This is a genomic window from Faecalibacterium sp. I2-3-92, from assembly GCF_023347315.1.
Classification (GTDB): Bacteria; Bacillota; Clostridia; order Oscillospirales; family Ruminococcaceae; genus Faecalibacterium; species Faecalibacterium duncaniae.
Window position 1 is genome coordinate 1779325 of sequence record NZ_CP094470.1, and the last position, 24519, is coordinate 1803843.

Genomic DNA, 24519 nt, shown 5'->3' on the forward strand with positions numbered 1-24519 from the left:
GCGGATGCGGGGTTTCTTGCAAGGCATCGTTAGTATACGACACCCTCTTGAGCCTTGTCAATGGACAATCCGCCCGCTTTGCAGAAAAAAGGCTGCTTTCCTGCATTTGGGGGCGAATGCCTTCCCGCCCTGTGCAGCAAAAAAGAGCACCCGCGCCTGCCGGAGCGGATGCCCTGTGAATGCTGATTCGGTTTTGGCCCAAACCTTAGTTCTTAGCGGTCAGGCTGAAGGTGCTCAGGGTCTGGAAGGTGGTCACGATAACATTGATGTTGTTAACGATGGAGCTGCCTGCGGAGAACACGCGGGCGATGTAGTTGAACAGCTTGCCAACGTTCAGGAACACGTCCCAAGCGGTAGCCTCGGTGGTTGCGCCACCCTGCAGGTACACCATTTCGTTCTCATCGATCGCAGCAAAGTTAGCGGGCATTTTGATCTCATTGTTCATCATATCGGGGATTCCTCTCTTTCAAATCAATCTATACTTACCGTCTGCACCAAACCAAGTACACCGGCACCAGAACCAGACCGTGGTTCCTCCGACAGGAACGGGCAGGGGCACGAGTTCCGCATTCCCTCCGGAATTGTTCCCATATATAGGTTATACGATAAATATTCGGATTTGTCAATCGAATTTCCGGAATTTTTACCATTCTGAGCCAAAAGTGGATACCCACAACGCGGAACACCTGCCATTTCGACAGCTTTCCACAAAATATCCGCTGCCGCACGATCCCCGGGCACGAAAAACGCCTTCGTCTGCACGGCAGCACACAGATCCGTTCCGCCCTGCGGCATTTCCCGGGCAAAAATCCGGCAAAAAATGCCCCCGCGCCCCCTACACAAACCGGAGCGGTTGTGCTATGATAAGGCTGAAAAATCGGTTTGGCAAAGCCAACCGCAAGGAGATGTCTTGGATGTCTGATCTGATGGAAACATTACGGCAGGAGGGCATCAGCCCCGACCTGCTGCGCGCTGTGGAAGAATACCGCGCCGCCCACGCTCTGCCCGAGGCCCTGCGCCCCCGCATCCCCGTTTCCGGCTTTACCTATTATGGCCGGGAGGTCTGGGAGCAGGCACTGGCGGCCCTGCTCTGCGGCGAGAACCTGCTGCTGGCCGGCGGCAAGGCCACCGGCAAAAATGTGCTGGCCGAGAATCTGGCCGCCGCTTTTGGCCGCCCCGCATGGGACATCTCGTTCCATGTGAACATGGATGCAGCCTCCCTCATCGGCATGGACACCTTTGTGGATGGGGCGGTCACCTTCCGGCCCGGGCCGGTCTACCGCTGTGCCCAGTGCGGCGGCTTCGGCGTGCTGGACGAGATCAACATGGCCAAAAACGAGGCCCTGGCCGTCCTCCACGCCGTGCTGGACTTCCGCCGCGCCATTGATGTGCCCGGCTACGAGCGCATCCCGCTGGCCGAAGAGACCCGCTTCATCGCCACCATGAACTATGGCTATGCGGGCACCCGTGAGCTGAACGAGGCCCTGACCTCCCGCTTTGCAGTCATCCAGATGCCCACCATCACGGAGGAAAACCTTGAAAAGCTGCTGCGGGCCCAGTTTGCCGACCTGACGGACAAATATGTGCACCAGTTTGCTCTGCTCTTCCTCGACCTGCAAAAGAAATGCGACAGCGCCGAAATTTCCACCAAAGCGCTGGATCTGCGCGGAATGCTGGATGCTCTGCGCCTGATGCGCCGGGGCGTGGCTGCGGGGCCTGCGTTGGACATGGGCATCACCAACAAGGCCTTTGATTCCTACGAGCAGGGGCTGATCCGGGACGTGATCGCCGCCCGCATCCCGGCCAGCCTGACGGCTGAAAAGCTGTTCCGCTGATGGATGCCCGGAGTTATACCGCCGAGGAGCGGCGGGCCGCCAATCAGGTGTGGGCGGCGGCGGGAGCCTACGGCTTTGAGCCGCTTTTCCTGGCCCGCAACACCGACGGCACGATCGATTTTTATATGAACTGTGTCGTGGGGCTGGTGCACAAATACTATGGCGACGACCTGCTCCGCGACCTTTTTGCCACATGGGACGGCGATCTCCGGGAGAGCCAGCTGGACGATCTGACATGGCTCTACCTCGAAAGCGCGGTCTATCTGCTGGAACTGCCCCGCCGCCCGGTCCTTTCCGAGCTGCGCCGGGCCCACGCGGACTATTTCTTCGGCATCCAGTACAAGCTTTCGCGGCAGGAGTGGATGGCAAAAAATCAGCTGGTCTACACCATGCAGGCTGACCGCTGGCGCACCGTACAGGGCAGGCATCCGCCTGTGATGACCCCCTACGAGAGCCGGCTGGCAGAGGCACTTTCTCCCTCCCAACCGCCCCAGCCCGGCCAGCTCAAGGGTGAGCTGCTGGGCCTGTTTGCAAGGTTTGCCCTGTTTGACGGCAAGATCCGGCACAAAGTGGGGCTTCATCTGCATCTGGAGGGGCTGCTGGCCTCTCTTGCCACCAAAACGCTGCCCACCCAGATGATCAAGACCGACCGTCTGACCGTGGAGCACTCCGGTTCCGTGGAGGCGGGCGGCTCCGGCCCCACGGCAGACAAGCGGCTGGCCCACATCACCCTGCGGCAGAATGCCGCCGAGGACCGCGCCTACATTGAAAGCTGCTTTGGCCGTTCCCTCTATCCGCCCGAGCGTCTGCGCAAGGCCGAGCAGGCGCTCTGCACCGGGGCGCACCTCGGGTGCCGCCTCTGGTTTGCCTCCGGCGTGCCCAGCCCGGAACAGGCCCCCACACCGGAGGCAAAGCACCTGGCCGAGCAGGCTCAGCTGCAGGCCGACCGCAACCGCGCCTACTACGCCAAAAACCGGGCGCTTCACCGCAGCGTAGTGCTCCGGCTCACCGAGCAGATCCGCAACTGCATTCTGGTCCACCAGCAGCCCAATGCCCGGATCGCCCGCAGCGGCGCTCTGGACCCGGAGCGGGTCTGGCGCGCTCCCCTTCTGAACGACAGCCGGGTGTTCCGCTGTTCCGAAGAGGAGAATCAGCCCTCCTTCACCGTGGACCTGCTGCTGGACGCGTCGGCTTCCCGGCTCCACTGTCAGGAGGTCATTGCGGCGCAGGGCACGATCCTGGCCCAGAGCCTTGCCGCCTGCGGCATCCCGGTGCGGGTCAGCAGCTTCTGCAGCCTGCGGGGCTATACGGTTCTGCGGGTGCTCAAGGGCTTTGCGGACAAAAGCCTGCAGGGGATCGACCAGTATTTTGCATCGGGCTGGAACCGCGACGGCCTTGCCCTGCGGGCGGCAGGCGATCTGGTCAGCTTTGACCCCGGCCCAGCGCCCCGGCATCTGCTCATCCTGCTGACGGATGCTTCCCCCAACGACAGCCGCCGCGTACCACCCAGCCCGGAACAACCGCTGGGTTGTGATTACGGCGGCTCCTACGGCGTGGACGATGCCGCCGCCGAGGTGCGCACCCTGCGGCGCAATGGTCTGCGTGTCTCTGCCGTGTTCATGGGCGAGGACAGCTCCAGCCACGATGCAGAACGCATCTACGGCAAAAATCTCGCCCGCATCCGGGGCATGGATCAGCTGGCACGCGCCGCTGGGCGGCTCATCCAGAATGAGATCCGGGAGCTGGGCGATTGAATCCTGCCACCACAAAAGGCTTCTCCGACGGGAGAAGCCTTTTCCATTTACAACCAATCCGTTTGTACGCATCCCCGAATTTCCAAAATATTTTGGTTTTTGTCAAACTTATAGTTGTATTTTGTTGTCATATATGTTATAATGCAGACAGAGAACAACCGATGGATGGTTTCCGACACATCATCCAAAACCAGAGAGGAGACCCGCTATGGATGCCAGCCGCTATTTTGAAGAGATGCACCGTGCCATGTCCGCACAAAAAAACAATTCTTCCCTGCTCCTGACCGTCAAGGTACAGGACCTGGGCGGCGCTGATGCCTATCTGGAGCTGCGGCAGTCTCCCAATGGCCGCGCCCGGGTGTTTTACTCCACCATGGGCCGCCGCAACCTGAACTTTCAGCTGTTCCGCAAGGGCTGGCAGCTCTGCCACAACGCATCCGGCGAGATGACAGGGCAATTCCCCACCCGGGCCGAAAACCTGCTGGACAGTGCGGACTTTTCCGCCTGCATCCGGGATGACACCCTGGACGCGGGCCGTACTGAGATCATTCTGCGGGAGCTGCGCCGCGCGGCAGGCACCTCCCGCTCCTGCCTGCCTCAATCTGCCCGGGAAGGTGCCATGATCACCGTGGAGAGCTTTGTGGGCCGGGGCGGCGAGTGGAACTACTGGTCCACCCGTGCCGCCGACTGCCTGCCCATTGCGGCAATCCTCTGCTGGCTGGGCGATTTTCTGGCCGGAACGGAGCGCCGCACCCTGCAATCCAACCCTGAGGCCATGGCACTGGCCGCCCGCTGGCAGGCAGAACTCGCCTCCCCCTTTGCGCAGCCGGCTGACTGCGTCCAGCGTCCTGCCCGCACGGTTTCACCTTCCGCGCCCCGCCGTGCCGCGCAGCAGGTGCAGAACCCCCGCTGGCAGAGCATCCTTGCCGTGCTTGCAACCGTATGAAAACAACAGGCGGTGCCGGAAATCTCCGGCACCGCCTGTTGTTTTCTGTTTTACTGTGCGGATGCGGCATCCACCACATGGCCCACCAGCACAGAGGTGGTCACTGTGCCCACACCGCCGGGCACCGGGGTGACAGCCTCCACGATGGGTTCTGCCTCATCAAAGCGCACATCGCCGCAGAGCTTGCCCTCTTCATTGACGTGGATGCCCACATCCACCACGACCTGACCTTCCCGCAGGCAATCGGCCCCGATGGCTCCCCGCCTGCCCATGGCGACCACCAGCACATCGGCCTCCCGGCAAAGAGCGGGCAGGTCCCGGGTGCGGGAATTGCAGAGGGTCACGGTGGCGTTTTCCCGATCCAGCATCATGGCGGCGGGCTTGCCCACCACCAAGCTGCGGCCCACGACCACGGCCCGTTTGCCGGACAGCGGCACGTTGTAGTATTTCAGGATCTCAAGGCAGGCCTGCGCCGTGCAGGGCGGATAGCCGATGGGCATGTTGGTAAACACACCAGCCATCGAGCCGTCCGTGATGCCGTCCACGTCCTTTTCCGGGGCAAGCGCCTCCTGGACCCTGCGGTCATCGAACCGCTTTGGCAGGGGCCGGAAGATCAGGCACCCGTGAACCGATGCATCCCCATTGATCTGCCGGATCACATCCAGCAGTTCCTCCTGCGTAACATCTTCCGCCAGATGGAACTGCCGCACCTCCACGCCAACCTTACCGCACCGGGTGACGATTCCCTTTTCATAAGAAATGTCATCCTCCCGCGCGCCGACCCGTACCACAGCCAGCGTGGGCACGATGCCCTTTTCCTTCAGCGCGGCACAGCGCGCGGCGTTTGCTTCGTTCATGGCGGCCACCACGGGCGCACCCTTCAAGATCTGAGCCATTTTCTTCTCCCCTCACTCATTTGATACACTCTGATAGACCCTGTCAGCTTGCGGCACAAACTCGGCCAGCAGCTGTTCCGCCCTGGCCTCCAGCGCATCCGCATGGGCCTTGTCTGCCATCAGGCGGGTGTTGACCTTCACGTTCAGCCCCGCCGCCTGCATGGCTGCCTTGCAGAACAGCGCCGCGCATCCGGCATCGGAACGGGCCAGCACGCTGCCCTTTTCGGCGTACTCTGCGGCCAGTGCGATGCCCTCACCGCAGGCAGTCATCACCTCCAGCGGCACGGCACAGGCTCTGTCCAGTGCCTTTTCCAGCACCGCGGCCTTGTGGGCCTGCTGTTCCGGGGTCTCTTTCGGCAGCTTGTAGGCCGCCGCCACAGGCAGAAAGGCCTCCGCGTCGGCCTGTACCAGCGCTTCCAGCCGCTTGCGCAGGGCCTCGGCCCGGGCATTCAGGGCAATGATGTCCGCTTCCACGGCAGCATATTTCTTTTTGCCCACGGTCAGGCTGCCCACCATGCTGCCCAGCGCCACACCGGCCGCGCCCACCAGCGCCGAAGCGCCGCCGCCGCCCGGAGCCGCCGCCTTGCTGGCCAGCTCCTCCAGAAAACCTTCACAGCTCAAATTCATCAGTTCCACGATATACTTTCCTCTCTGTTACAAATCCATCCAGCTGCCGGTCCTGTTCATCTGCAGCCGCTTCCGGCACCCGCTGGGCCTCAAAGGCCACGCCCAGCGCCACGGCGTTCCGGCACCTGGACAGATAGCGGTCATAGTAGCCCTTGCCCATGCCCACCCTGCGGCAGGCCGCATCAAAGGCAGTGCAGGGCACCAGCACCAGATCAAGCGCCTCCGGCCGGATGAGCGCCGCCCGTTCCAGAACCGGCGTACGGATGCCGTAAGCCCCAACCTCCCAGCCGTCCGGCCCCGGTACGGCGGCGGTCAGGGTAAAGTTCTCCCCACAGACCGGATAGGCCACCGTTTTGCCCAGCCGGGCCGCCTGCTCTGCCAGCCCAGCAAGATCCACCTCCCCGCCAAAAGCGGCGTAGAGCAGCAGATTCTCTGCCTTTTGGAAGCAGGGCATGGCCAGAATGCGGGCACAGATGGCTGCATTGGCCGCCGCTCTTTCTGCCTGCGGCAGACCCCTGCGGGCCATGATGCCCGCCCGGCGCTGCGCTGCTTTCCGTTCCCGGATCTCCATTGACACTTCTCTCCCCTGAAATTTCATACCCACTCAATATATCTGAAATGCGGAAGAATTGCAAGAGCATGGCTGGAAAATAACCGCAAAATAGGCTATAATGGTGCAGAACAAACCAAAAAGGAGAACGATTATGCTCATTTATCTGCTGCGTCACGGCCAGACGGAGTACAACGCGCAAAAACGATATCAGGGTCAGCGGGACATCCCCCTTTCCGCCGCAGGCATCGCCCAGCTGCGGCAGGCAGATTTTGCACCGGAGGTGGTCTATGTCACCCCGCTGCAGCGCACCGCCCAGACGGCGCGGGTGTTCTTTCCCGGGGCAAAGCTCATTCCGGTGGACGGGCTGAAGGAGATGAACTTCGGCCGGTTCGAGGGCCAGACCTTCGTACAAGTGGAGCAGGACCCGGAGTATCTGGCATGGGTGCAGGAAAACGAGCACGCTGCCCACCCGGACGGGGAGCGCAGGAGCGATTTCTGCAACAGGGTGTGCAAAACGCTGGCCGACCTCATTGACAAGGCCCTTGCCGAAGGGCAGGAGCGGCTGGTCATCGTGGCCCATGGCGGCACCCAGATGGCCGCACTGGAGCGGTTTGGCGTGCCCCGCCGCAGCTTTCACGATTGGTGCGGCCCCAATGCGGGCGGCTACGTGCTGGATGCCCGGGACTGGCCGGCGCAGCACATCCTGCACCTGGTGGAGACCGTGCAATACACCAAGGAGAACGGATGATGGAACAGGGCCTGCTGCATCTTTACTGGGGCGACGGCAAGGGGAAGACCACCGCCGCCATGGGCCTTGCCCTCCGCGCACTGGGCAGCGGCAAACGGGTGGTCATCGTGCAGTTCCTCAAGGGCGGGCAGAGCGGCGAGATCCCTCTGCTGGCCCAGCTGGGGGCAAAAATTTTCCGGGGCAAGGGCGGGCAGAAGTTCGTGTTCCAGATGAACGAAGCGGAAAAGGCCGCTGCCCGGGCCGTGCAGAACGAAAACCTGACCGCCGCACTGGCCGAGCCTGCCGACCTGCTCATTTTAGATGAGGCCGGTTCGGCCTGGGAGCTGGACATGGTGGACAAAGACCTGCTCCGGCGGGCCGTTCTGGAGCGTCCCGCCGCGCAGGAATGCGTGCTGACCGCCCACAAGGCCCCGCAGTGGATGCTGGATGCCGCCGACTACTCCACTGAGATGAAATGCCGCCGCCACCCCTACCAGAAGGGCATCAAGGCGCGCAAAGGCATCGAATACTAGAAATGCCCGGAGAACCGCAGCTTTCAGCGGCCCTCCGGGCGTTTTTGTGTTTACTGTTTTGCGATGATATCGCGGCTGGCCGCCAGCAGGCCAAGGGCCAGCGCAGCGCTCAGGATGTCGGCCACAGCCTGAGCCATCAGCACGCCCTGATACTGGAACAGATGTACGCAGACCACCAGTGCCAACAGAAACACCACGCCCTGACGGCTGATGGAGAGCAGGAAGGACGGTACGATTTTACCAGTTGCCTGGAACAGCACCGTGAGCAGGAGCACCACGCCGCCAAAGGCTGCGGTGTAGACCTGCCAGCGGAGCATCTGCGCACCAGTGGCGATCATCCCGGCATCCTGCACGAAGAGCCGCATCAGTGCCCCGGAATTCAGGCAGAGGATGAGGGACAGCACCACGGCGATGGAGACGAGGAAGGTCAGACAGAAGCGGATGAGCTTGCGCATCACGTCCCGCTTTTTTGCGCCGTACAGGTAACCGAACAGTGGGATGCCGCCGAACGAGAAGCCAACCAGAACCAGCTGGGCGATCATGCTCACCTTGCTGGCAATGCCCATGGCGGCAATTTTATCGTTGCCATAGGGCAAGAGAAACTGGTTCATCACAATGACAGTCAGGCTCTGCATCAGGTTGCTCAGCGCGGCAGTAACACCCACGCCCAAAATCTGCTGCAGCTCCCTGCCCGTGACGTGGCACTGGGACAGCTTGACAGACAGGCAGCGGCTCTTTTTGTGGAGCAGCCACAGGAAGTACAGGTCGCTGCACAGGTAGCCCACAATGGTGGCAATGGCCGCGCCCCTTGCGCCCCAGCCCACTGTGGTGATGAGGATGGGATCGAGAATGATGTTGATGACCGTGCCGCCGATGCTGCCGATCATGGACTGGGTGGCCATGCCCTCGCAGCGGACGAGGTTGGAATGGATAAAGTTTAGCACCGTGGCCGGGGCACCAATGGCCAGCACGGTGTAATAGGCCTGTGCGTGTGGCATCGTCTCAGCAGTCGCACCCAGAATGCCCAGCAGCGGGACGCGGAACAGCATCATCAGGGCTGCCAACACCACGCCCGTAGTCAGGGCCACATAGAAGCAGAACGAGCTGACCCGGCCGGTGCCCTCACGGTCGTCCTGTCCCAGCAGGCGGGAAATGAGTGAGCTGCCGCCCTGGCCGTAGATGTTGCCAAAGGCCATGAGGGCTGTGAACACCGGCGCACAGAGCGAAACACCCGCAATCAGCGCCGTATCGTTGGACTGCGCAATGAAAAAGGTATCGGCAAGGTTATACACCACGCTCACCATCAGGCCGAACACCGAGGGCAGCGCCATCTTGAAATAGGTGCGGTACAGATGATCGAGATCAAAAATAGAATCCATTGGTTTTTCCTCCACTTTCGTCCCTATTATAAAGGTTTTGCTTGCATTTGTTTGTGACACATGGCACAATGAAATAAAAGAAATGAGGTGAACTCATGCAGGAAATTCGTGGCCCAGCCTGTCTGGAAACGCTGTACCGGAAGCTGGAACTTTCCTCCCGGACCAGAACAGCAAAACGCCCGCGCAGGAGCTTTCCTGTGCGGGCGCTGCATTTCTTTTTTGTGTTTTACCGCACCAACAGCAGCAGCCAGGCGGATGCCACAGCCTGCAGGATAAGCCAGCGGACCACGACCTGCTCATCACTCCAGCCCAGACGCTTGCGCACATGGTCGTGCAGCGGGGTCAGGGTGTTCTTGAGGATGGAGATGTGCAAAAACCGCTTGAAGCTGATCTTCAGGATGCCCAGGCTGCCGTCCACGATGAACACCAGCGCGGCCAGCAGGAAGGCGAAGGGATGGCTGCTCTTGAGGGCCAGGACGGCCAGGAAGAAGCCCATGGCGCGGCTGCCCGCGTCACCCATCAGCAGGGTGGAAGGCTTGGCGTTCTGCCACAGGTAGGCCAGCAGGGCACCAATGAACACGATGCCTGCGGTGGCGTAATCCCCCAGTTCCTCCCAGTAGGCCAGCAGGAAGGTGCCGATGCTGACCACGGCAAGGCTGGCGGAAAGGCCGTCCACGCCATCGGTGCAGTTGACTACATTGATGCTGGCCCAGATCAGGACGATGATGAGGATGAGGTAGACGGCATAGGGCAGGCTGAAGCTCCAGCTCAGGAAGTTGACCTCCGTGCCGTTGAAGTTCAGGTAGGTCACGCCCGCCACAACGGCGATGACCAGATCGATCAGGCCCTTTTTGTACTCGTTCCAGGCAGTCTCGGCAGCATCGTCAAAATAGCCGGAGAGCATGGACGCAATGAGCAGGACAGTGTAGATGACGTACTCTGTCTTAAAGGGCACCACGGCCAGCGTGACCAGTGCAATGCAGAGCACAAAGATGAGGCCGGAACCCCGGGCCTTGCCCTTGGAGAGTTCGCCGTTCACGGCAAACGCACGGCCATGGTCGTGGGGGAGCTTATCGTGGAACACCGAGTCCATCAGCGCGGTCAGCGCAAATGCAAGCAGAAAGCCCAGCGCATCCACGGTGCGCGGGTTGCCAGAAAGCAGTTGAAGCATAGTTTTTTCCTCTTTCCCGGAGCGGCAGAGGCCGTTCCTGTTCTTTCACTGCTGGATACAAATGAAGTGTATCACGCCCGGGCCAAAAAATCAATCTCCAGGGCAATGGCTACCCCGGGGGTAGATGGGTTGACATTTTTCGCCCCCCTGTCTATAATGGGAGAACAAACGCCCTTTCGAGGGTATTTTTTTGTCTCGCAGGAAAATCGGAGAAAAAGGAGAAGACATGAAACTTTCACTTGAACAGCTTTCGGCCCGGATGCGGCAGGGTGAGACCATCCCTTCCCGCCAGACGGCCCAGGTGGCTCTGGCGCTGAGCATCCCCTCCATTCTGGAGCAGCTGGTGGTCACTGCCATGGGATACATCGATGCTGCCATGGTGGGCCACATCGGTGCAGAAGCTACTGCTTCCATCGGCATCGTCAGCTCCAGCACCTGGCTGCTCCACGGTGTTCTGGTGGGCCTGTACACTGCCCTCTCCATCCAGATCGCCCAGTATCTGGGGGCCGACCGGCAGGATGATGCTCGCAGCGTGCTGCGGCAGGCCATGCTTTTCAATGTGATCCTGGGCGTGGGTGCCGCCCTCTTCGGCCTGGGCATCAGCCCCTTTCTGCCGGGGTGGCTGGGAGCTGACCCCTCCCTGCGGGCAAACGCCACAGCCTACTTTGCCATCTGGTCAACGGCTCTGCCCTTCACCATGGCCATGGGCATGTACGCCTCCATCCTCCGGGCGGCAGGCTACGCCCTGACCGCCAGCCTCATCAGCGTGCTGGTCTGCGTGCTGGATGCCATCTTCAACTTCTTCCTCATCAACCCCACCCGGACGCTGTGGGGCATCACCGTCTGGGGTGCCGGGCTGGGTGTGCCCGGCGCAGCCCTGGGCACCGCCCTGGCCACTGTGGTGGGCGGCCTGCTGGCTTTGGCCATCCTGCTGCTGCGGGAAGGCCCCCTCTGCATCCGGAAGCCTGCCCCCTGGAAGATCACCCGCTCCTGCCTGCGGAACCTGCTGTGGGTCGGCGGTCCTCTGGCGGGAGAACGTGCCGCCATCTCTCTGGCGCAGGTGGTGTTGGTGCGCATCGTGGCCGGCCTGGGTACCGTGGCCATTGCCGCCAACAGCCTGGCTGTCAACGCCGAGGGCTTGTGCTACATGGCAGGCTACGGCATCCAGAGCGCAGCCGTCACCCTCATCGGCCAGGCCGTGGGTGCCAATCGGAAGGATATGGCCAAGCGGTTTGCCTGGCTGTGCACCGGCCTTGGCATGGGGGTCATGGCCCTTTCCGGCGTTGGCCTGTGGATCTTTGCCCCCGCCCTGATGAGCCTTTTCACCACCGATGCGGCTGTCATCGCTCTGGGTGCTCAGGTTTTGCGCATCGAAGTCTGGGCCGAGCCCATGTTCGGTGCCTCCATCGTGGCCAGCGGTGCCATGCAGGGTGCGGGCGACAGCACCTCCTGTTTTGTGCTGAACATATTCAGCATGTGGTGCATCCGGCTGACGCTGGCGTTCCTGCTGGCTCCCCGGCTGGGCCTGATGGGCGTTTGGGTGCCATGTGCTGCGAACTGAGCATCCGGGGCCTGCTGTTCCTCATCCGCCTTGCCCGAGGCAAGTGGCTGGAAAAGGGCGCGCTGTCTTAAATCGAATCGATAAAAGCAAAAAAGAAAGGACGCTTTCGCGTCCTTTCTTTTTTGTTTTGTCACTCACTTCCGGCCATGCAGGATGGGAGAGAGCGGCTTATAGATCAACATGCAGATCAGGGCATCCAGCAGGCCCTTGACCAGAGTGAAGGGCATATTGAAGATGACCAGGCACTTGATCAGGCTGTTGGCAGAGGGCAGGATCGCCTGATACATACCCAGGATGGCTTCCAGCGGCATGTGATAGAACTTGACGTAGGCCGGGTAGGTGATGAAGTAGTTGGACGGCACACTGAACAGGGCCATGGCCACGGCACCGGCCACGGCGCCGATGATGGCGTTCTTGCGGCTCTTGTGGTGCTTGTAGAGGTAACCGGCCAGTGCGGAGAACACCGCACCCAGCATGAAGTTGCACAGCTCACCCACCAGTGCGGTAGAGGTGCCCTTGATGACCACATGGAGCAGGTTCTTCATAAAGCTGATAATCACGCCGTACACCGGGCCAAGGGCAAAGGCACCCAGCAGAGCGGGCAGGTCAGAGAAGTCCATCTTGACGAAGGACGGGATGAGCATCGGGAGCGGGAACTCGATGAACATCAGGATAAAGGCCACCGCGCTGAGCATGGCGGCAACGGTCAGGTTGCGGGTCGTGTTTTTCTTCATGGTAATATCCTCCCGGGGCGTTCTGGCCCCAAATCAAAGATTGGAAAGCCCCTTTCGCGTGGTTCGGAACCGGGAAGACAATCAAAAACGCGCCCTGCCGCAGCAAACACTGCAACAGGGCGCGTAGACAAATCGTATTGCCTGCCGTTTCTTGCATCCGGACTATACCGTTGGCCCCGGAGTCTCACCGGGTCAACACCCTTGCGGGTGGTCGCGGGCTGTACCGCCAGTGGGGAATCTCACCCCGCCCTGAAACGAACTTTCTGGCCAAGAGTATAACGCGGCTGCTCCGCCTTGTCAACCCCTTTTTTATTTGCCCTGCACGGGCCGGATATGGTATACTGTGGGACAGGATGTTACAATTTTTGATACAAGGAGCTTTTTGCCATGATTTTTACCGTTCGTGACCTCGGGTTCGAGATCGGGCCTTTTTTGCTGGAGGGCTGGTGGGCGCTGGCTGCCCGGGCTGTCTGCGCCGCTGTCATCGTTTTTGCGGGGCTTCTGCTCGGCTGGCTGCTGCGCCGGAAGATCTTTCCTGCTCTGCAGGCCCGCAGCTGGCACTTTGCCGCCACGCCCATCCTCCTGCGCAGCTTACAGAGCCCTTTGGAGCAGATGGCCTTTTACAGCGGCCTGTATCTGGCCCTGACCAGCCTGCCGTGGGCCATTCCGGGCCTGACAAAGTTTCTGTTCACGGCCTATAAGATCGCAACGACCCTCCTGTTCTGTCAGGGCCTGTACAATGCTTCTGAGGTAGCCGACCTGTTGCTGGCCTCCTGCAGCCCGGAGATCCGGAGCAACAAAACCCTGCGCTCCCTGCTGGACACCACCTACAAGGTGCTGGTCATCATTCTGGGTGTTGCCACCTGCGCGCAGATCGTCGGCTTCCCCATCGGCAGCATCGTAGCCGGTGCCGGTCTTGTGGGCCTGACCATCTCGCTGGCCGCGCAGGAAAGCGCCAGCAACCTGTTCAGCGGCATCGTCATCCTGCTGGACAAACCCTTTTCCATCGGCGACTGGATCACCGTGGGCAATGTGGAGGGCGAGGTCATCGACATCAACTTCCGTTCCACCCGCATCCGCTCCATGGACCACAGCGTGGTCATTATCACCAACAGCCAGATCTGCGCCTCCACTGTCCAGAACACAGCCCTGCGCACCATGCGGCCCTATAAGTTCACGCTGGGTGTCACCTACGGCACCACCCGTGCCCAGCTGGAAAAGCTGATGGCTGACCTGCAGGCCATGCTGGACAGCAGCCCTTACACCAACAAGGGCACCAACATCGTCCGGCTGACCAGCTTTGGCGATTCCAGCATCAACATCCTCATCTCGGCCTACCTGACCACCAATGTCTATGCCACCTTCCTGCAGCAGCAGAATGATCTGAACCTGAACATCATGGACGTGATGCAGGCAGACGGCGTGGACTTCGCCTTCCCCTCCACCAGCGTCTACATCGAAAAGAATTGAGCATACCACAACGCCCCCTGTGTGCCTGCTGCGGCGCACAGGGGGCGTTTTTATCATACGTTATTCCCGGGTCCTGATCTCGATCGTTCTGCCGCCAAGATCCTCATAGACGCGGTGGGAAACGGAGAGCACCGTACGGCCTGCGGAGGCACGGCGCAGAGCCTCCAGCACACGGGCCTCCGTTTCGGCATCCAGATTGGCGGTGATCTCATCCAGCAGCAGCACGGCGGGGTCTGCGGCGGCGGCACGGGCAATGGACAGCAGCTGCCACTCGCCCTGCGAGAAGATGCCCTCGGTACAGACAGTGTCATAACCCTCCGGCAGAGCCCGGATGGCAGCATCGATCCCGGCCAGTGCGGCGGCATCCTTTGCCATTTCCCCGGTGATCTGCGGGTCTCCCAGCGTGATCTGTTCCAGCACGGTGCCCGGCACACGGGAGAAATGCTGTTCCACACAGCCGATGCAGGTGCGGCGCTCCCGGTCGGTGATGTCCCCCACCTTCACGCCGCCGATGGTCACCGTACCGACCTCCGGCTGATACAGGCCCAGCAGGAGCTTGAACACGGTGCTCTTGCCCGCACCGGTGCGGCCCACCAGCGTGACCTGCTCCCCCTGTTTCACGGTCATGGAAAAATCCTTCAGAACGTGCCGTTCCCCATAGCCGAAGGTGACGTGCGCAAATTCCACATCGCCCCGGGCAGCCTCCCTGCGCGCGGGCGGGATCGTGCGCTCCGGCTGGTCGAGAAAGGCATCGATGCGTCTGACACCCGCCATGGCCGACTGGATGGTCTGGATCTCCATGCCCAGGCTTTCGATGGGGGCGAAAATGCGGGAGATGTAGTTGATGACGGCCACCGAGGTGCCCACCGACATGCCGAACAGGGTCAGGAGCTGTGCGTTCCCCGAAGCGGAGAGCAGCATCACGATGCCGACCACAACGGCATTCAACAGCAGCACCACCGGCGAATAGACGGCATCATAAAAATTGGTGCGCTCCATGGCGGCATAGCTGTCACCGATGCACCGGTCATACCGGCGCTCCATGTAATCCTCCAGCTCCAGCGCCCGGATGGTGCGGATGTTGTGCAGGGTCTCGGGCACCTGCCCGGAGACTGCGGCGACCGCGCGGCGGTTGTCCAGCTGCGCGGCCAGCATCCGCTTCTGGACGTAACGGGTGAACACGGCAAACAGCGGCAGCACCAGCAGCAGGATCAGCGCAAGGCCGGTATTTTTTACCGCAATGACCCCCATGATGGAGACGATGCGGCAGGCATCTGCCGCCATGCTGATGATGCCGGAAGTGAACAGGGCTTCCACCGTGTCCACATCGCCCGAAAAGCGGGCGGCCACCTCGCCGGGATTCTGCTCTGCCAGTGTACCGGCGGGCAGGCGGCTCAACTTCCGGGACATCTCCGAGCGCAGGGCATGGGTCATCCTCTGGCCAAAGAGCACCAGCAGGCTTTCCTGCGCCGAGGTGAGCACACCTTCCAGTGCAAGGCTGCCGAAGTAGAGCAGCACGACCCGAAAGGACAGCGGGAGGCCCACGGTCAAACGGTCGATGACCCGGGCCAGCAGCAGGGGCGGCAGCAGGGATGCCGCCACCGAAGCTGCTACGCACAGCACCGTTCCCACCGTGAGAAGGCGGTGCGAAGCCGCTGCCATCCGGACGGCAGCAAACACGCCGTGATCATTTTTCTTTTTCATGCGCCCTCTCCCCCTTTCAGGCCGGTCTGGCTTTCATACAGCTGGCGGTAGACCGGAACCGCTGCCATCAGCTCCTCGTGGGTGCCAACGGTGGTTCTGCCGCCCTCCATAAAGATGATCTGCTGCATCTGCGGAAAATGGTACAGCCGGTGGGAGATCAGGAACACCACCTTATCCCTGGCATACGCCTGCAGCTCGGCAAAGATCGCATCCTCAGTGCTGCGGTCCAGTGCCGAGAAGGGGTCATCCAGCACCAGCACCGGGCGAGGATGGGCCAGCGTCCGGGCCAATGCCAGACGCTGTGCCTGCCCACCGGAAAGGCGGGTGCCGCCGCTGCCGATGACCGTCTCCGTGCCCTTTTCCATGGCCAGCACTTCCTCCTTCAGGGCAGCGGCTGCAAGCCACGGCATGGCATCCTGTTCGCTGCCGCAGAGGACATTATTCTGCACGGTGTCGGCACTCAGTTCCGGGTCATGGCCCAGATACCCAACCGTGGCGGCGATCTGGCGCGGGGTCAGGGCGGAAAACTCCCTGCCGCCAAAGCAGACCGAGCCTTGATAGGGCGCTTCGCAGAGGAATACGCGGCCAAGGGTGGATTTTCCGCAGGCGACCGGGCCGGTGATGCCGATGATATCGCCGGGGTGGGCCGTCAGGCTCAGGCCGGAAAAGACAGGCTCTTCGCCATAGGAGAAGGCGAGTTCTTTCAGCGTCACCTCCTGTGCCGACGGGATCCGCAGGGCATCCAGCTGCTCGGGCGTTTTCATCAGGGGTCTGATGCGCTTCCAGGAGACCTCTGCCTTTTGCACCGCGTTGAAGAGCTTGGCCACCTTGGAGGATTTGACCACCAGCTTGGTGAAACAGGAGAGGAAGGTGGTGAAGGCGGCGATATCCCAGCTGCTCCAGCCGGTACCCAGCACATTCTTTGCGCCGAACCACAGGATGAAGAGGGTCCCTGCCTCGGATGCCGCCAGATAAAGCGGCGGCAGAGCGGACTGCCACACGTTGTTCCGCACGGCAGTCTTTTCGTAAAGGCTCAGGGCCTCCTCGTATTTTTCCATCCGGGCCTCCTCGCAGCCGTAGATGCGGTAGGTCACGGCATTCCGGGCATGGTCCAGCGTGGCACTGCTCAGGGCACCGGCGGCCTTTTTATAGGCCGCACCGGCGCGCTGCACCGGCTTTTTCATCCCTGCCGCGCAGACATAGGACACGGGAGTAAAAAGCAGGCCCAGGATCGCCAGCCGCCAGTCGTACACCAGCAGCATGACCGCATAGCCCGCCAGCGCCACACCGGTGTCGAACACCTCCGTGGTGAACTTGCGCATTCCCTCCACGCAGTCGTCCACATCGGCGATGGCCTTGGTCATCAGCTCACCGGCCCCCTCTTTTTCCAGCGCGGCCCGGCTCTGCCGCACCAGATTGGCGTACAGGATGCCCTTCATCCGGCGGTTGATGTTGTTGGCGAAGCGGCGCACATAAAAACGTTTGATGAAGCGCGCCGCCTGCACCAGCAGTGTGACTACAATGTAGGCCAGCACCAGCAGCGCCATTTGGGCAGCAGTCTCACTGCCGCCCAGGATATCCGCCAGGCACTGGGCCAACCGGCCCTCGAACCACGGCGCGGCCAGCAGACCGATGTTATAGACAAGGCCCGAAAGGGTCACAAGGAGCAGCGGGAACCACTCCACCCTGAAATAGGAGAGGACCCGGTCCGGGCGGAACGATTTATCTTTTTTCATGGGGCATTTTACCTCCTGCGGGTGTTCCATTCAGTATACCACGGTACAAAAGCATCTGGACAGCTTTGTTCAGAAAAAAGCCATGACAACAGGAACAAAATGCAAGATCATTGCAATGGTCACCGCTGTCATGGCAATCGGTTTTCTTTGTATGAAAAATGCTCCCATCGGCAGGATCTGCATTGCAGTGGTGTGGGTCTGCCATCTTCTGTATTTCACCTTGCGGGTCAAGACCATCAAGCCCACAGAGCAGACTCAGGAAAGTGCAGAATAGATTCCCCCGGGATACCATCAGATTGCGGACACCCATAGCCCGCAGGGATACAGTTACGTTCTTATCGGTTCACGAAATTCAGCGCCAGCACAAGCAGCAGCATGTGTACCGGGTAAAAGGCGTAGCAGGCATACTGGAACGGTTTGCTGTGGCAGCCCTGCCGCCCGCGATACAGCCAGATGGGCACCAGCGCCAGCAGCGCAAACCCTTGCTGACACAGCTCAAACTCCATGCCGAACAGCCGGATGGGGTACATCAGCCCGCCCAGAAGCACTACGTTGATCCAGTACAGGGTCAGCACCTGTCCCAGCAGGCACCACCATTTCCGGCCCCGGAAAATGTAAAAAGCGAACACGGTCAGCACACCGGCACCGTAGTAATCCGTCATGCCCAGCGTTCCCAGCAGCGCCCCTGCTGCTGCCACTGCGGCGCACACCGGCAGCGAGACCCAGAGCTTTTGCTTTTTGCGCACCGTTTCCATCAGATGCACCCCCAGAAGCCCCAGCAGCAGCGTCCAGATCACGTTCTGGTGCACCGGGTAGAACCATGTCCCGCCATACATCAGATCAAAGGGCACTTCTGAAAGCAGTGCAAACAACAGCAGCCGCAGTGCATAACGCTTCAGATTTCGGGTATGAAAGTAGCCTTCCACTGTCATAAAAGCAAAGATAGGGAACGCCAGCCGCCCGGCACAGGTCAGCCAGTCCTGCGCCGGCAGAAGAGTCGCCCACAGGTGATCCATCAGCATCAGCGCCATGGCAATGATATGAAGTGCTGCTGCACTCAGGTCAATGCAATTTGCGGCAGTGGAACGAATCGGTTTGGTTGACATGATCATACCTCGTCTTTGTCTAAATTCAGTTGCTTTGTCTGGAATACGAACGACTCCCTCCAAGAATTGCAGCCCCGGCAGTTTTTTACCGCCGGGGCTGCAGCACTTCATCGCTTATCCCTCCGGTTTTGCACCGGCCATTTTGGATACGGCAAGCATCCAGGGCAGCTTCTGCCATTTGCTCTGCCTGCAAAATGGGGGATGCAGTGCACCCGCCCCGCAGGCGGAAAAATGCTCCCGCAGCAGTCTGCGGGACAAATTCAGAAAGGGTGGCTTGCCTGCCTGCCCATGGAGACGTTAGCACGGTAGCAGGAATGTGAGGAATGGCAAAGGACGGTTTCGGCGAAGAAACGTCTGGCGGTGGCGGAAAAACCGAACGCAAGATTTTTTCAATTATGCTGGCTCGTAAGGTGAACCGGACCGAAACTTCCTTGCGGAACTGTGCAGCGTTATCGTTCATCTGCACCTGAACCGGCAGCCGCGTTCCCGGCGCTTGCCGCACCCAAAATGGCCGGTGGAGCGTTTATTCAGGCATTGGTGCTTTCCAGATAGGTCTCAAATGCTTCGGCAAAGCTGGCGTTCACATCAAAGGGGACTGCATAGTCCACCCGGGAGGTCACAAGGCACAGGTCGATCCGGTTGGAGGTCTCGTCCGCCTGCCGGTTCAGCTTGCCCAGAGCAGCGTGGATGACCCTGCGGTCATAGTTGATGGTGGTCACCCGCTTCACATCACAGCGGTAGGCGATCTGGTTGCCCTCTGCATTGAAACGGTAGCCGGTGCCGCCGCCGGAAAGCAGCTGCTCGGAGCTGCGCAGGTCGTTCATTCGCTTGAAAGTGCGCGCCACGCTCTGCCGCGCAGCGTTCAGGCTGACCTCGCTGTCCATATCCATGTCCAGCGCATCCTTTGCCTTGCGGATGGCAGCGAACAGGCGGCCCTTCTCCTCCAGCAAGTAGAGCATGAACCGGGCAATATCGGTGATCTGCTGGGCATATTCAGTCTGGGGCAGGTCCAGGATCGTCTCGTCCTCAGCCTCTGCCATGACCTTGTGGCGCAGATAGGTGTTGGCCACATTCGTCACGTTGGAATCGCAGTCCAGAATACCCTGGGCCTCGTCCAAAAGGGCCTGCAGCTTGTTCTGATAGCGGAATGCTTCTTTCAGATTCATTGTATCCACCTCGTTTTTTCTTGGTCGCTGTGCGTTCCCGCCTGTTTTCCTCTATTGAACCATATTTTCCAGCAAAGCACAAGCCGCCCACCAAAAGTGCATCAAAATGCAAAGCGCCCCAACATGTTCTTTACCACACGTTGGAGCGCTATTTTCTGGAGCAGGATACGGGACTCGAACCCGGTCAAGGACTGCCGGGAGAGGATACGCCGTAGCATTTTTGACGAAAATGCGCCATTTTGAAAAACCGATATTCACCGGTGGCGTTTGATGCTCACGCTTTACCAGAAAAAGTGGGTTACTAAAGTGGGTTACCGCAATATTTTCTGAAGCACTGATTCCAGCGCGGCAGTGGTCTCCTTTTCTTCGCCCTCGATCAGATGGGCGTAGATACCGTAGGTGTCCATTTGGCGGGAGTGACCGACCAAAGGCTTTACAGCACCTTCCGGTAGCGTCTTGGCCATGCTCACAAAGGTATGCCGCAGATTATACGGCGGAACGTAGGAAAGTCCGTTGACCTCACAGTAGCGCTTCCAGCGGTGTCGGAAGGTGTTCTCTGAGTTGATGCCGAACACTGAGTCTGACCCACCTGTCAGCAGACGCTGCGCGGCCAGAATCTCCTCCGCCGTCGGAGTCAACTGTACCGCACGAAGGGCGTTGTCATTTTTGCCCCGGGTCACTTCCCCTCTGGAATTGATGGCCCGGTGAATCTGGATCACAGAGCCTTTTACATCCCTCCAACGCAGGCCGATCATCTCCCCCGGGCGCATCCCGGTGACCGCGCTGAACCGGTATGCGTTGATATAAGGATCTGGCACGGTCATCCCACGCCACAGGGTGGTATCAATGGCAAAGAGAATTCTCAGATCTTCCGGTTGCAAGATGGTCTTTTCCCTCGACCTGGCCCCCTTCGGCACGTGTAGCGATTCCGGGTATAGCGTGGACATTTTGCCCAGTCTCATCCACTTGCAGAACGCCCGGAGATCAGCGCACATGGAACGGAGATATTTTCGACTCAAGCCACCCGCATAGCCACGGTTCACCGCAGTCTGCATCTGTGCCTCGGTCAGATCTTCAACCCGGCGGCGACCGATTACCGGTTTAACCCAAACTTTCCAGCGGCTTTCTACCGGTTCCCAGTTCGAGCGGCTGGTCGTCAGCTTCAGTTCCCCGATCCATTGCACGTAAACATTCTCCACCAGCACCCGCGTATTTGCGATGCCGTCATCCAGCCAGGCATCGGCTTTGCGATTTGCCTCACGCTGTCCCGTCCTGCCCGGTGTAGCTGACGTGAACGCTCTCCGCTCCCCGTTCTTCTGCACTTTGATCTGCCAGCGCTGTTGCTTTTCCATCCAGACAGCCGTATTTGTTCTTTTTCCCATATAAACACCTCCGAAAGACAGGTACACTTTGACAAGCCCAGCCGGAGGTGCTACAATACAGATGTCTGGTCTGTGTATCACCTTCCGGGTGAGCCTGATCTATCTAAACGCTCTCGGTGCGCCAACACCGGGGGCGTTTTTGCATTTTCAGGCACGGGCAGCAGGTCGCTACCCACGCAACAAAATTCTAGTTGTTTGCAACATTCAGTCGCATACAAACCTGCGCAACGTTTGTAGTCACGAAAAAGTGAGTGTTCATGCGGGTTTTTAGGCAAAACATACTGAAACATACTCAAACCCTTATCCTGACCCTAAATAGAAGAAAATAAGAATATATACACGCGCGAGTGCGCTTGATGCACGCCCGCGTAAGGTTTATAAGAATTTCTGTATGCTTTGTTTCAGGTTGCCCACGCCCCGGGAGGGAGGTCAGTAGACCTTCCGGCACTCGATCACCCGGCCCAGAACCTGCACCGGCGTTTTCTTCAGGTCATACACCTGCGGCTGGTGCACCGGGTTGGAGCTACGGGGTGTCAGGATCACAAGGTTCCCCTCCTGCCGGAAGGTCTTTACCGTGGCCTCGTCGCCGTTCACTAGCACCACCGCGATCTCGCCATTCTCCACTTCAGGCTGCTCGCGCACCAGGATCTGATCGCCATCATTCATCCCCGCAGCGTTCATGCTATCGCCCCGGATGTTCAGCCAAAAATATTTTGCACCGTCGGTCTGCCGGATCGGAATATAACCCTCAATGTTCTCCTCGGCATACATGGGCAGTCCCGCCCGGACTGTCCCCAGCAGCGGCGCTACCTGTGCCACGTTGCACGGTGTAGCTCCCACTCTCTGCTTCCAGTCAGCGCTCTCGTGGCTTTTCGCCACGGGGGCGTTTTTGTTTTCATCGAGCAACTGGTCAACCGTAATATGGAAATAATCCGCCACTTTTTGTAGCTGCGCCACCTGCGGGGTTCGCCCCAGGTTCTTCCAGGTTGACACCGTGCCCTTACTGATACCCAGCTCTATGGCCACGGCAGAGGGGCTTTTTCCCACGGACTTGCAAAGCTGGCGATACTTGTCATAAAACATAGTTTACCTCCATAGACTTTGTGCAAATCGTCAAAGTTCAATAAAATGCACTTTTAGGGCTTGAAAAGTCTACTCGGATGAACTATACTGTGCACAGCGGTTCACGAAAATAGACTTTAAGCTCAACTTCACAACCTGAGTATACCATAAGGGTTTATTTTTGTAAACACTTTTTTGCAAAGAAAGGAGTACATTTACATGAACCTATCCTGGCAAGCTGAGGTTTTCGCGATGATGAAGGACAACAACATCAGCCGCAGCGACCTCGCCGAAGCCGCAGGTGTCACCCCAGAGTACGTCAGTATGGTGCTGAACAAGCGGCGCAACCCCGCAGGCGCGGAGAACACCTTCAGAGCAGCCATCCAGAAGCTGCTGACCGAAAAGGAGTGACCGCCATGACACCGAGCACGCCACTGGGCAGCTTTCATCAGAGCCCCTTCTGGCGGCTGCGGGCAAGATTCCGGGACTACGGGCTGTTCGATTCCGAGCTTGCACAGGCCACCGGGATCGCCCAGTCAACTCTCAGCCGCCGGATGCGGGGCACGATGCCCTGGACATCCGACGAGATCAAGACCATCTGCCGGGTGCTGAACATCCCGCAGGAGCAGGTCGGGGCTTACTTCTTCCCCGACATCGAAAAGGAGGAATCACAGTGAAAAAGATCACGATCACCGGCAGCATTGCGCTGCTCGCTCTCATCGGGGCGGTCAAGGTGGCGCAGGGAGCCTGCACGGTCGCAGCACACGCCCTGACCCAGTGGGGCAGCTGGAGCTCGACAGAAGCTGCCCAGGCGGCTCCGTTCCTGGTATTTGCCCTGGCTGCAGGCTTGGCCTTATCGTTACACAGCCTGCTGACTGACAATGAGCGGTACAAGCGCCAGAGCTACGGCAAGGTAGACTGCACAGCCTACCGGCAGAACCGCGAACAGGAGGACTGAGCATGTTTTCTGACAAGAGACGCGGAGACATCTGGTGGATGAGTGACACCCACCGCAAACCGGCAGACACCTGCCTGATCCGGGGCGACCGACCGGTGATCGTGGTCAGCAGCGACAGCGCCAACCAGACCGGCAGCACGGCGACGGTGGTTCCCATGACCTCCAGCCCCGCAAGGCTGGCCCGGGGCGACGGATTCTGCGACAACGTCCTTCTTCTGGGCTACGGTGAGCCGAGCATGGCCCTGCCGAGGCAGGTACACGGCGCAGACCGAGCCGATCTGCAGCAGTACCTCGGCCACCTGACCGACGCGGACATGCGCCGCCTCGATGCAGCGCTCCGGAGCGCGCTCGGATTATGACCTGGTACACGGTATACGAGGCTTCGACCGAGGAGGTCATCGCCAGCGGTACCGGCCCGCAGTGTGCCAAAGCCCTGGGTATGACAATGGGGGTCTTTTACAGCACAGTCAGCCATGCCCGGGCAGGCATTAGCAGCAAGTACACATTCTACGTTGAAAAGCTGAAAAAGGAGGATTTTTCAGAATGAAAACGATCAAAGTCAAGTTGACCTTCACCGAGCCGCTGCTCGGCACCTGGCCTGCCAACCCGAACGTGGCCCGCGAGTACATCGCATCCAAGGGCCCCGACGCTTCCACCATCGAGGATGAGGTGGCCGCCCTGGGCGCAGATGCCGCAGCCGATAGGGCAATGACAGTATTCCCCCGCAACGAGGCGGGGCAGCCGATCTTATACGATTACCAGCTCAAGGGGTTCTTTAAGGACTCCTGCGGTATGCTGGGGCGCATCGGCGGCAAAGACGAGAAGGGCAAGAAGAAAGCAGTGAACGAATCCGGCAAGCTGACAGCCTACAAGAAGATCATCGACGGCCTGATTTTTGTCGGGCCCCGCCAGATCCCTCTGATCCTCAGCGGAGAGATGACCGAGTGCCAGCGCCCCCTGCGGGCCCAGACAGCCCAGGGCGAACGCGTGAGCCTTGCCAACTCCGAGCAGATTCCAGCTGGTTCGACCTGCGAGTTCGAGATCACCTGCATGGACGATGCCCACGAAAAAGCGGTGATGGAGTGGCTGGATTACGGCAAGCTCCGGGGCCTGGGCCAGTGGCGCAACTCTGGTAAAGGCCGCTTCACCTACGAGATTCTCGGCTGACTGCAAAGGCATTGGGCTGCCGTGCGACGCAACGGCAAGGAAATGCCCGGCC

28 protein-coding genes and 1 riboswitch are annotated in these 24519 nt (G+C 60.0%); of the genes, 15 read left to right on the forward strand and 13 right to left on the reverse strand.

Annotated features, from left to right (window positions below; genetic code table 11):
• Positions 1–205 precede the first annotated feature (205 nt).
• Positions 206–448: a hypothetical protein gene (locus tag MTP42_RS08520; RefSeq protein WP_005931949.1), complete on the reverse strand. Its 243-nt coding sequence runs from the start codon at positions 446–448 to the stop codon at positions 206–208.
• Positions 449–914: 466 nt separating this feature from the next.
• Between MTP42_RS08520 and MTP42_RS08525 the strand changes: the two genes are divergently transcribed.
• The 3 genes from MTP42_RS08525 to MTP42_RS08535 all read left to right on the forward strand — a co-directional run bounded on the left by MTP42_RS08525 (position 915) and on the right by MTP42_RS08535 (position 4535).
• Positions 915–1835: an AAA family ATPase gene (locus tag MTP42_RS08525; protein WP_098925095.1), complete on the forward strand. Its 921-nt coding sequence runs from the start codon at positions 915–917 to the stop codon at positions 1833–1835.
• Entirely contained in the window at positions 1835–3589 is a 1755-nt protein-coding gene (locus tag MTP42_RS08530; RefSeq protein ID WP_249257129.1) for a hypothetical protein, read from the forward strand. The genes MTP42_RS08525 and MTP42_RS08530 overlap by 1 nt, the downstream gene beginning before the upstream one ends.
• A 208-nt stretch (positions 3590–3797) precedes the next feature.
• Positions 3798–4535, forward strand: coding sequence for a hypothetical protein (locus MTP42_RS08535; protein ID WP_249257130.1), 738 nt, complete (start codon positions 3798–3800; stop codon positions 4533–4535).
• 50 nt (positions 4536–4585) lie between these two features.
• Here MTP42_RS08535 and MTP42_RS08540 read toward each other — a convergent pair whose 3' ends face one another.
• The 3 genes from MTP42_RS08540 to MTP42_RS08550 are packed head-to-tail and all read right to left on the reverse strand — an operon-like array spanning position 4586 to position 6629.
• The gene (locus MTP42_RS08540) at positions 4586–5431 is read right to left on the reverse strand and encodes a bifunctional 5,10-methylenetetrahydrofolate dehydrogenase/5,10-methenyltetrahydrofolate cyclohydrolase (protein ID WP_117504874.1); all 846 of its coding nucleotides are present in this window, start codon (positions 5429–5431) and stop codon (positions 4586–4588) included.
• A 12-nt stretch (positions 5432–5443) separates the two neighbouring features.
• Positions 5444–6058 carry a cyclodeaminase/cyclohydrolase family protein gene (locus MTP42_RS08545; protein ID WP_442899467.1) on the reverse strand — a complete coding sequence of 205 codons (615 nt, stop codon included), beginning with the start codon at positions 6056–6058 and terminating at the stop codon, positions 5444–5446.
• Positions 6042–6629 carry a 5-formyltetrahydrofolate cyclo-ligase gene (locus MTP42_RS08550; protein WP_249257132.1) on the reverse strand — a complete coding sequence of 196 codons (588 nt, stop codon included), beginning with the start codon at positions 6627–6629 and terminating at the stop codon, positions 6042–6044. Before MTP42_RS08550 ends, MTP42_RS08545 begins: the two co-directional genes overlap by 17 nt.
• A gap of 133 nt (positions 6630–6762) precedes the next feature.
• On the opposite strand from MTP42_RS08550, the gene MTP42_RS08555 reads away from it, so the two are divergent.
• Positions 6763–7359 (forward strand): histidine phosphatase family protein, encoded by a 597-nt coding sequence (locus MTP42_RS08555; RefSeq protein WP_249257133.1) that lies wholly within the window; start codon positions 6763–6765, stop codon positions 7357–7359.
• Positions 7356–7871: a cob(I)yrinic acid a,c-diamide adenosyltransferase gene (locus MTP42_RS08560; protein ID WP_097773716.1), complete on the forward strand. Its 516-nt coding sequence runs from the start codon at positions 7356–7358 to the stop codon at positions 7869–7871. The genes MTP42_RS08555 and MTP42_RS08560 overlap by 4 nt, the downstream gene beginning before the upstream one ends.
• 50 nt (positions 7872–7921) lie before the next feature.
• Here the strand turns inward: MTP42_RS08560 and MTP42_RS08565 are convergent, their stop codons facing one another.
• On the reverse strand, positions 7922–9250 hold the full coding sequence (locus MTP42_RS08565) for an MATE family efflux transporter (protein WP_249257134.1): 1329 nt from the start codon (positions 9248–9250) through the stop codon (positions 7922–7924).
• A gap of 226 nt (positions 9251–9476) precedes the next feature.
• A complete protein-coding gene (locus MTP42_RS08570; protein WP_249257135.1) occupies positions 9477–10421 on the reverse strand; it encodes a phospho-N-acetylmuramoyl-pentapeptide-transferase in 945 nt (314 codons plus the stop codon).
• A 226-nt stretch (positions 10422–10647) separates the two neighbouring features.
• Here MTP42_RS08570 and MTP42_RS08575 point away from each other — a divergent pair, with 226 nt between their 5' ends.
• Positions 10648–11982, forward strand: a complete 1335-nt coding sequence (locus MTP42_RS08575; RefSeq protein ID WP_249257136.1) for an MATE family efflux transporter — start codon at positions 10648–10650, stop codon at positions 11980–11982.
• 134 nt (positions 11983–12116) lie between these two features.
• Here the strand turns inward: MTP42_RS08575 and MTP42_RS08580 are convergent, their stop codons facing one another.
• A complete protein-coding gene (locus MTP42_RS08580; protein WP_097770557.1) occupies positions 12117–12716 on the reverse strand; it encodes an ECF transporter S component in 600 nt (199 codons plus the stop codon).
• A 141-nt stretch (positions 12717–12857) separates the two neighbouring features.
• Positions 12858–12977, reverse strand: a riboswitch (FMN riboswitch).
• A 126-nt stretch (positions 12978–13103) separates the two neighbouring features.
• Here MTP42_RS08580 and MTP42_RS08585 point away from each other — a divergent pair.
• Positions 13104–14186 (forward strand): mechanosensitive ion channel family protein, encoded by a 1083-nt coding sequence (locus tag MTP42_RS08585; RefSeq protein WP_249257137.1) that lies wholly within the window; start codon positions 13104–13106, stop codon positions 14184–14186.
• Between the two features lie 60 nt (positions 14187–14246).
• Here the strand turns inward: MTP42_RS08585 and MTP42_RS08590 are convergent, their stop codons facing one another.
• Both MTP42_RS08590 and MTP42_RS08595 read right to left on the reverse strand, forming a co-directional pair.
• Positions 14247–15890 carry an ABC transporter ATP-binding protein gene (locus MTP42_RS08590; protein WP_249257138.1) on the reverse strand — a complete coding sequence of 548 codons (1644 nt, stop codon included), beginning with the start codon at positions 15888–15890 and terminating at the stop codon, positions 14247–14249.
• The gene (locus tag MTP42_RS08595) at positions 15887–17626 is read right to left on the reverse strand and encodes an ABC transporter ATP-binding protein (protein ID WP_249257139.1); all 1740 of its coding nucleotides are present in this window, start codon (positions 17624–17626) and stop codon (positions 15887–15889) included. The genes MTP42_RS08590 and MTP42_RS08595 overlap by 4 nt, the downstream gene beginning before the upstream one ends.
• On the opposite strand from MTP42_RS08595, the gene MTP42_RS08600 reads away from it, so the two are divergent.
• A complete protein-coding gene (locus MTP42_RS08600) occupies positions 17625–17900 on the forward strand; it encodes a DUF454 family protein (RefSeq protein WP_330221134.1) in 276 nt (91 codons plus the stop codon). The two genes, MTP42_RS08595 and MTP42_RS08600, sit on opposite strands and share 2 nt — an antisense overlap.
• 61 nt (positions 17901–17961) lie before the next feature.
• On the opposite strand, the gene MTP42_RS08605 is transcribed toward MTP42_RS08600, so the two are convergent.
• On the reverse strand, positions 17962–18732 hold the full coding sequence (locus MTP42_RS08605) for a TraX family protein (RefSeq protein ID WP_249257141.1): 771 nt from the start codon (positions 18730–18732) through the stop codon (positions 17962–17964).
• Between the two features lie 323 nt (positions 18733–19055).
• Here MTP42_RS08605 and MTP42_RS08610 point away from each other — a divergent pair, with 323 nt between their 5' ends.
• On the forward strand, positions 19056–19202 hold the full coding sequence (locus tag MTP42_RS08610) for a hypothetical protein (RefSeq protein WP_249257142.1): 147 nt from the start codon (positions 19056–19058) through the stop codon (positions 19200–19202).
• A 57-nt stretch (positions 19203–19259) separates the two neighbouring features.
• On the opposite strand, the gene MTP42_RS08615 is transcribed toward MTP42_RS08610, so the two are convergent.
• The 3 genes from MTP42_RS08615 to MTP42_RS08625 all read right to left on the reverse strand — a co-directional run bounded on the left by MTP42_RS08615 (position 19260) and on the right by MTP42_RS08625 (position 22363).
• Entirely contained in the window at positions 19260–19898 is a 639-nt protein-coding gene (locus tag MTP42_RS08615; protein WP_005932019.1) for a hypothetical protein, read from the reverse strand.
• 311 nt (positions 19899–20209) lie between these two features.
• A complete protein-coding gene (locus tag MTP42_RS08620; RefSeq protein WP_249257143.1) occupies positions 20210–21250 on the reverse strand; it encodes a tyrosine-type recombinase/integrase in 1041 nt (346 codons plus the stop codon).
• A 459-nt stretch (positions 21251–21709) separates the two neighbouring features.
• Positions 21710–22363, reverse strand: a complete 654-nt coding sequence (locus tag MTP42_RS08625; protein ID WP_207684113.1) for a helix-turn-helix domain-containing protein — start codon at positions 22361–22363, stop codon at positions 21710–21712.
• Between the two features lie 231 nt (positions 22364–22594).
• Here MTP42_RS08625 and MTP42_RS08630 point away from each other — a divergent pair, with 231 nt between their 5' ends.
• Genes MTP42_RS08630 through MTP42_RS08655 form a run of 6 tightly spaced genes read left to right on the forward strand, consistent with a single transcriptional unit; the run spans position 22595 to position 24467 of the window.
• Entirely contained in the window at positions 22595–22753 is a 159-nt protein-coding gene (locus tag MTP42_RS08630; protein ID WP_249257144.1) for a helix-turn-helix domain-containing protein, read from the forward strand.
• A gap of 5 nt (positions 22754–22758) precedes the next feature.
• Positions 22759–23019, forward strand: coding sequence for a helix-turn-helix domain-containing protein (locus MTP42_RS08635; protein WP_117533229.1), 261 nt, complete (start codon positions 22759–22761; stop codon positions 23017–23019).
• A complete protein-coding gene (locus MTP42_RS08640; protein WP_117533230.1) occupies positions 23016–23300 on the forward strand; it encodes a hypothetical protein in 285 nt (94 codons plus the stop codon). The genes MTP42_RS08635 and MTP42_RS08640 overlap by 4 nt, the downstream gene beginning before the upstream one ends.
• A gap of 2 nt (positions 23301–23302) precedes the next feature.
• Positions 23303–23659, forward strand: a complete 357-nt coding sequence (locus MTP42_RS08645) for a type II toxin-antitoxin system PemK/MazF family toxin (protein ID WP_117533231.1) — start codon at positions 23303–23305, stop codon at positions 23657–23659.
• Positions 23656–23847, forward strand: a complete 192-nt coding sequence (locus MTP42_RS08650; RefSeq protein ID WP_117533232.1) for a hypothetical protein — start codon at positions 23656–23658, stop codon at positions 23845–23847. The genes MTP42_RS08645 and MTP42_RS08650 overlap by 4 nt, the downstream gene beginning before the upstream one ends.
• A complete protein-coding gene (locus MTP42_RS08655; protein WP_117533233.1) occupies positions 23844–24467 on the forward strand; it encodes a hypothetical protein in 624 nt (207 codons plus the stop codon). The genes MTP42_RS08650 and MTP42_RS08655 overlap by 4 nt, the downstream gene beginning before the upstream one ends.
• Positions 24468–24519: the final 52 nt, after the last annotated feature.

Bases quoted from the DNA above. Each gene is read 5' to 3' on its own strand.
- MTP42_RS08520 (WP_005931949.1), bottom strand. From the start codon at position 448: ATGATGAACAATGAGATCAAAATGCCCGCTAACTTTGCTGCGATCGAT.
- MTP42_RS08525 (WP_098925095.1), top strand. From the start codon at position 915: ATGTCTGATCTGATGGAAACATTACGGCAGGAGGGCATCAGCCCCGAC.
- MTP42_RS08530 (WP_249257129.1), top strand. From the start codon at position 1,835: ATGGATGCCCGGAGTTATACCGCCGAGGAGCGGCGGGCCGCCAATCAG.
- MTP42_RS08535 (WP_249257130.1), top strand. From the start codon at position 3,798: ATGGATGCCAGCCGCTATTTTGAAGAGATGCACCGTGCCATGTCCGCA.
- MTP42_RS08540 (WP_117504874.1), bottom strand. From the start codon at position 5,431: ATGGCTCAGATCTTGAAGGGTGCGCCCGTGGTGGCCGCCATGAACGAA.
- MTP42_RS08545 (WP_442899467.1), bottom strand. From the start codon at position 6,058: ATGAATTTGAGCTGTGAAGGTTTTCTGGAGGAGCTGGCCAGCAAGGCG.
- MTP42_RS08550 (WP_249257132.1), bottom strand. From the start codon at position 6,629: ATGGAGATCCGGGAACGGAAAGCAGCGCAGCGCCGGGCGGGCATCATG.
- MTP42_RS08555 (WP_249257133.1), top strand. From the start codon at position 6,763: ATGCTCATTTATCTGCTGCGTCACGGCCAGACGGAGTACAACGCGCAA.
- MTP42_RS08560 (WP_097773716.1), top strand. From the start codon at position 7,356: ATGATGGAACAGGGCCTGCTGCATCTTTACTGGGGCGACGGCAAGGGG.
- MTP42_RS08565 (WP_249257134.1), bottom strand. From the start codon at position 9,250: ATGGATTCTATTTTTGATCTCGATCATCTGTACCGCACCTATTTCAAG.
- MTP42_RS08570 (WP_249257135.1), bottom strand. From the start codon at position 10,421: ATGCTTCAACTGCTTTCTGGCAACCCGCGCACCGTGGATGCGCTGGGC.
- MTP42_RS08575 (WP_249257136.1), top strand. From the start codon at position 10,648: ATGAAACTTTCACTTGAACAGCTTTCGGCCCGGATGCGGCAGGGTGAG.
- MTP42_RS08580 (WP_097770557.1), bottom strand. From the start codon at position 12,716: ATGAAGAAAAACACGACCCGCAACCTGACCGTTGCCGCCATGCTCAGC.
- MTP42_RS08585 (WP_249257137.1), top strand. From the start codon at position 13,104: ATGATTTTTACCGTTCGTGACCTCGGGTTCGAGATCGGGCCTTTTTTG.
- MTP42_RS08590 (WP_249257138.1), bottom strand. From the start codon at position 15,890: ATGAAAAAGAAAAATGATCACGGCGTGTTTGCTGCCGTCCGGATGGCA.
- MTP42_RS08600 (WP_330221134.1), top strand. From the start codon at position 17,625: ATGGGGCATTTTACCTCCTGCGGGTGTTCCATTCAGTATACCACGGTA.
- MTP42_RS08595 (WP_249257139.1), bottom strand. From the start codon at position 17,626: ATGAAAAAAGATAAATCGTTCCGCCCGGACCGGGTCCTCTCCTATTTC.
- MTP42_RS08605 (WP_249257141.1), bottom strand. From the start codon at position 18,732: ATGTCAACCAAACCGATTCGTTCCACTGCCGCAAATTGCATTGACCTG.
- MTP42_RS08610 (WP_249257142.1), top strand. From the start codon at position 19,056: ATGGCAAAGGACGGTTTCGGCGAAGAAACGTCTGGCGGTGGCGGAAAA.
- MTP42_RS08615 (WP_005932019.1), bottom strand. From the start codon at position 19,898: ATGAATCTGAAAGAAGCATTCCGCTATCAGAACAAGCTGCAGGCCCTT.
- MTP42_RS08620 (WP_249257143.1), bottom strand. From the start codon at position 21,250: ATGGAAAAGCAACAGCGCTGGCAGATCAAAGTGCAGAAGAACGGGGAG.
- MTP42_RS08625 (WP_207684113.1), bottom strand. From the start codon at position 22,363: ATGTTTTATGACAAGTATCGCCAGCTTTGCAAGTCCGTGGGAAAAAGC.
- MTP42_RS08630 (WP_249257144.1), top strand. From the start codon at position 22,595: ATGATGAAGGACAACAACATCAGCCGCAGCGACCTCGCCGAAGCCGCA.
- MTP42_RS08635 (WP_117533229.1), top strand. From the start codon at position 22,759: ATGACACCGAGCACGCCACTGGGCAGCTTTCATCAGAGCCCCTTCTGG.
- MTP42_RS08645 (WP_117533231.1), top strand. From the start codon at position 23,303: ATGTTTTCTGACAAGAGACGCGGAGACATCTGGTGGATGAGTGACACC.
- MTP42_RS08650 (WP_117533232.1), top strand. From the start codon at position 23,656: ATGACCTGGTACACGGTATACGAGGCTTCGACCGAGGAGGTCATCGCC.
- MTP42_RS08655 (WP_117533233.1), top strand. From the start codon at position 23,844: ATGAAAACGATCAAAGTCAAGTTGACCTTCACCGAGCCGCTGCTCGGC.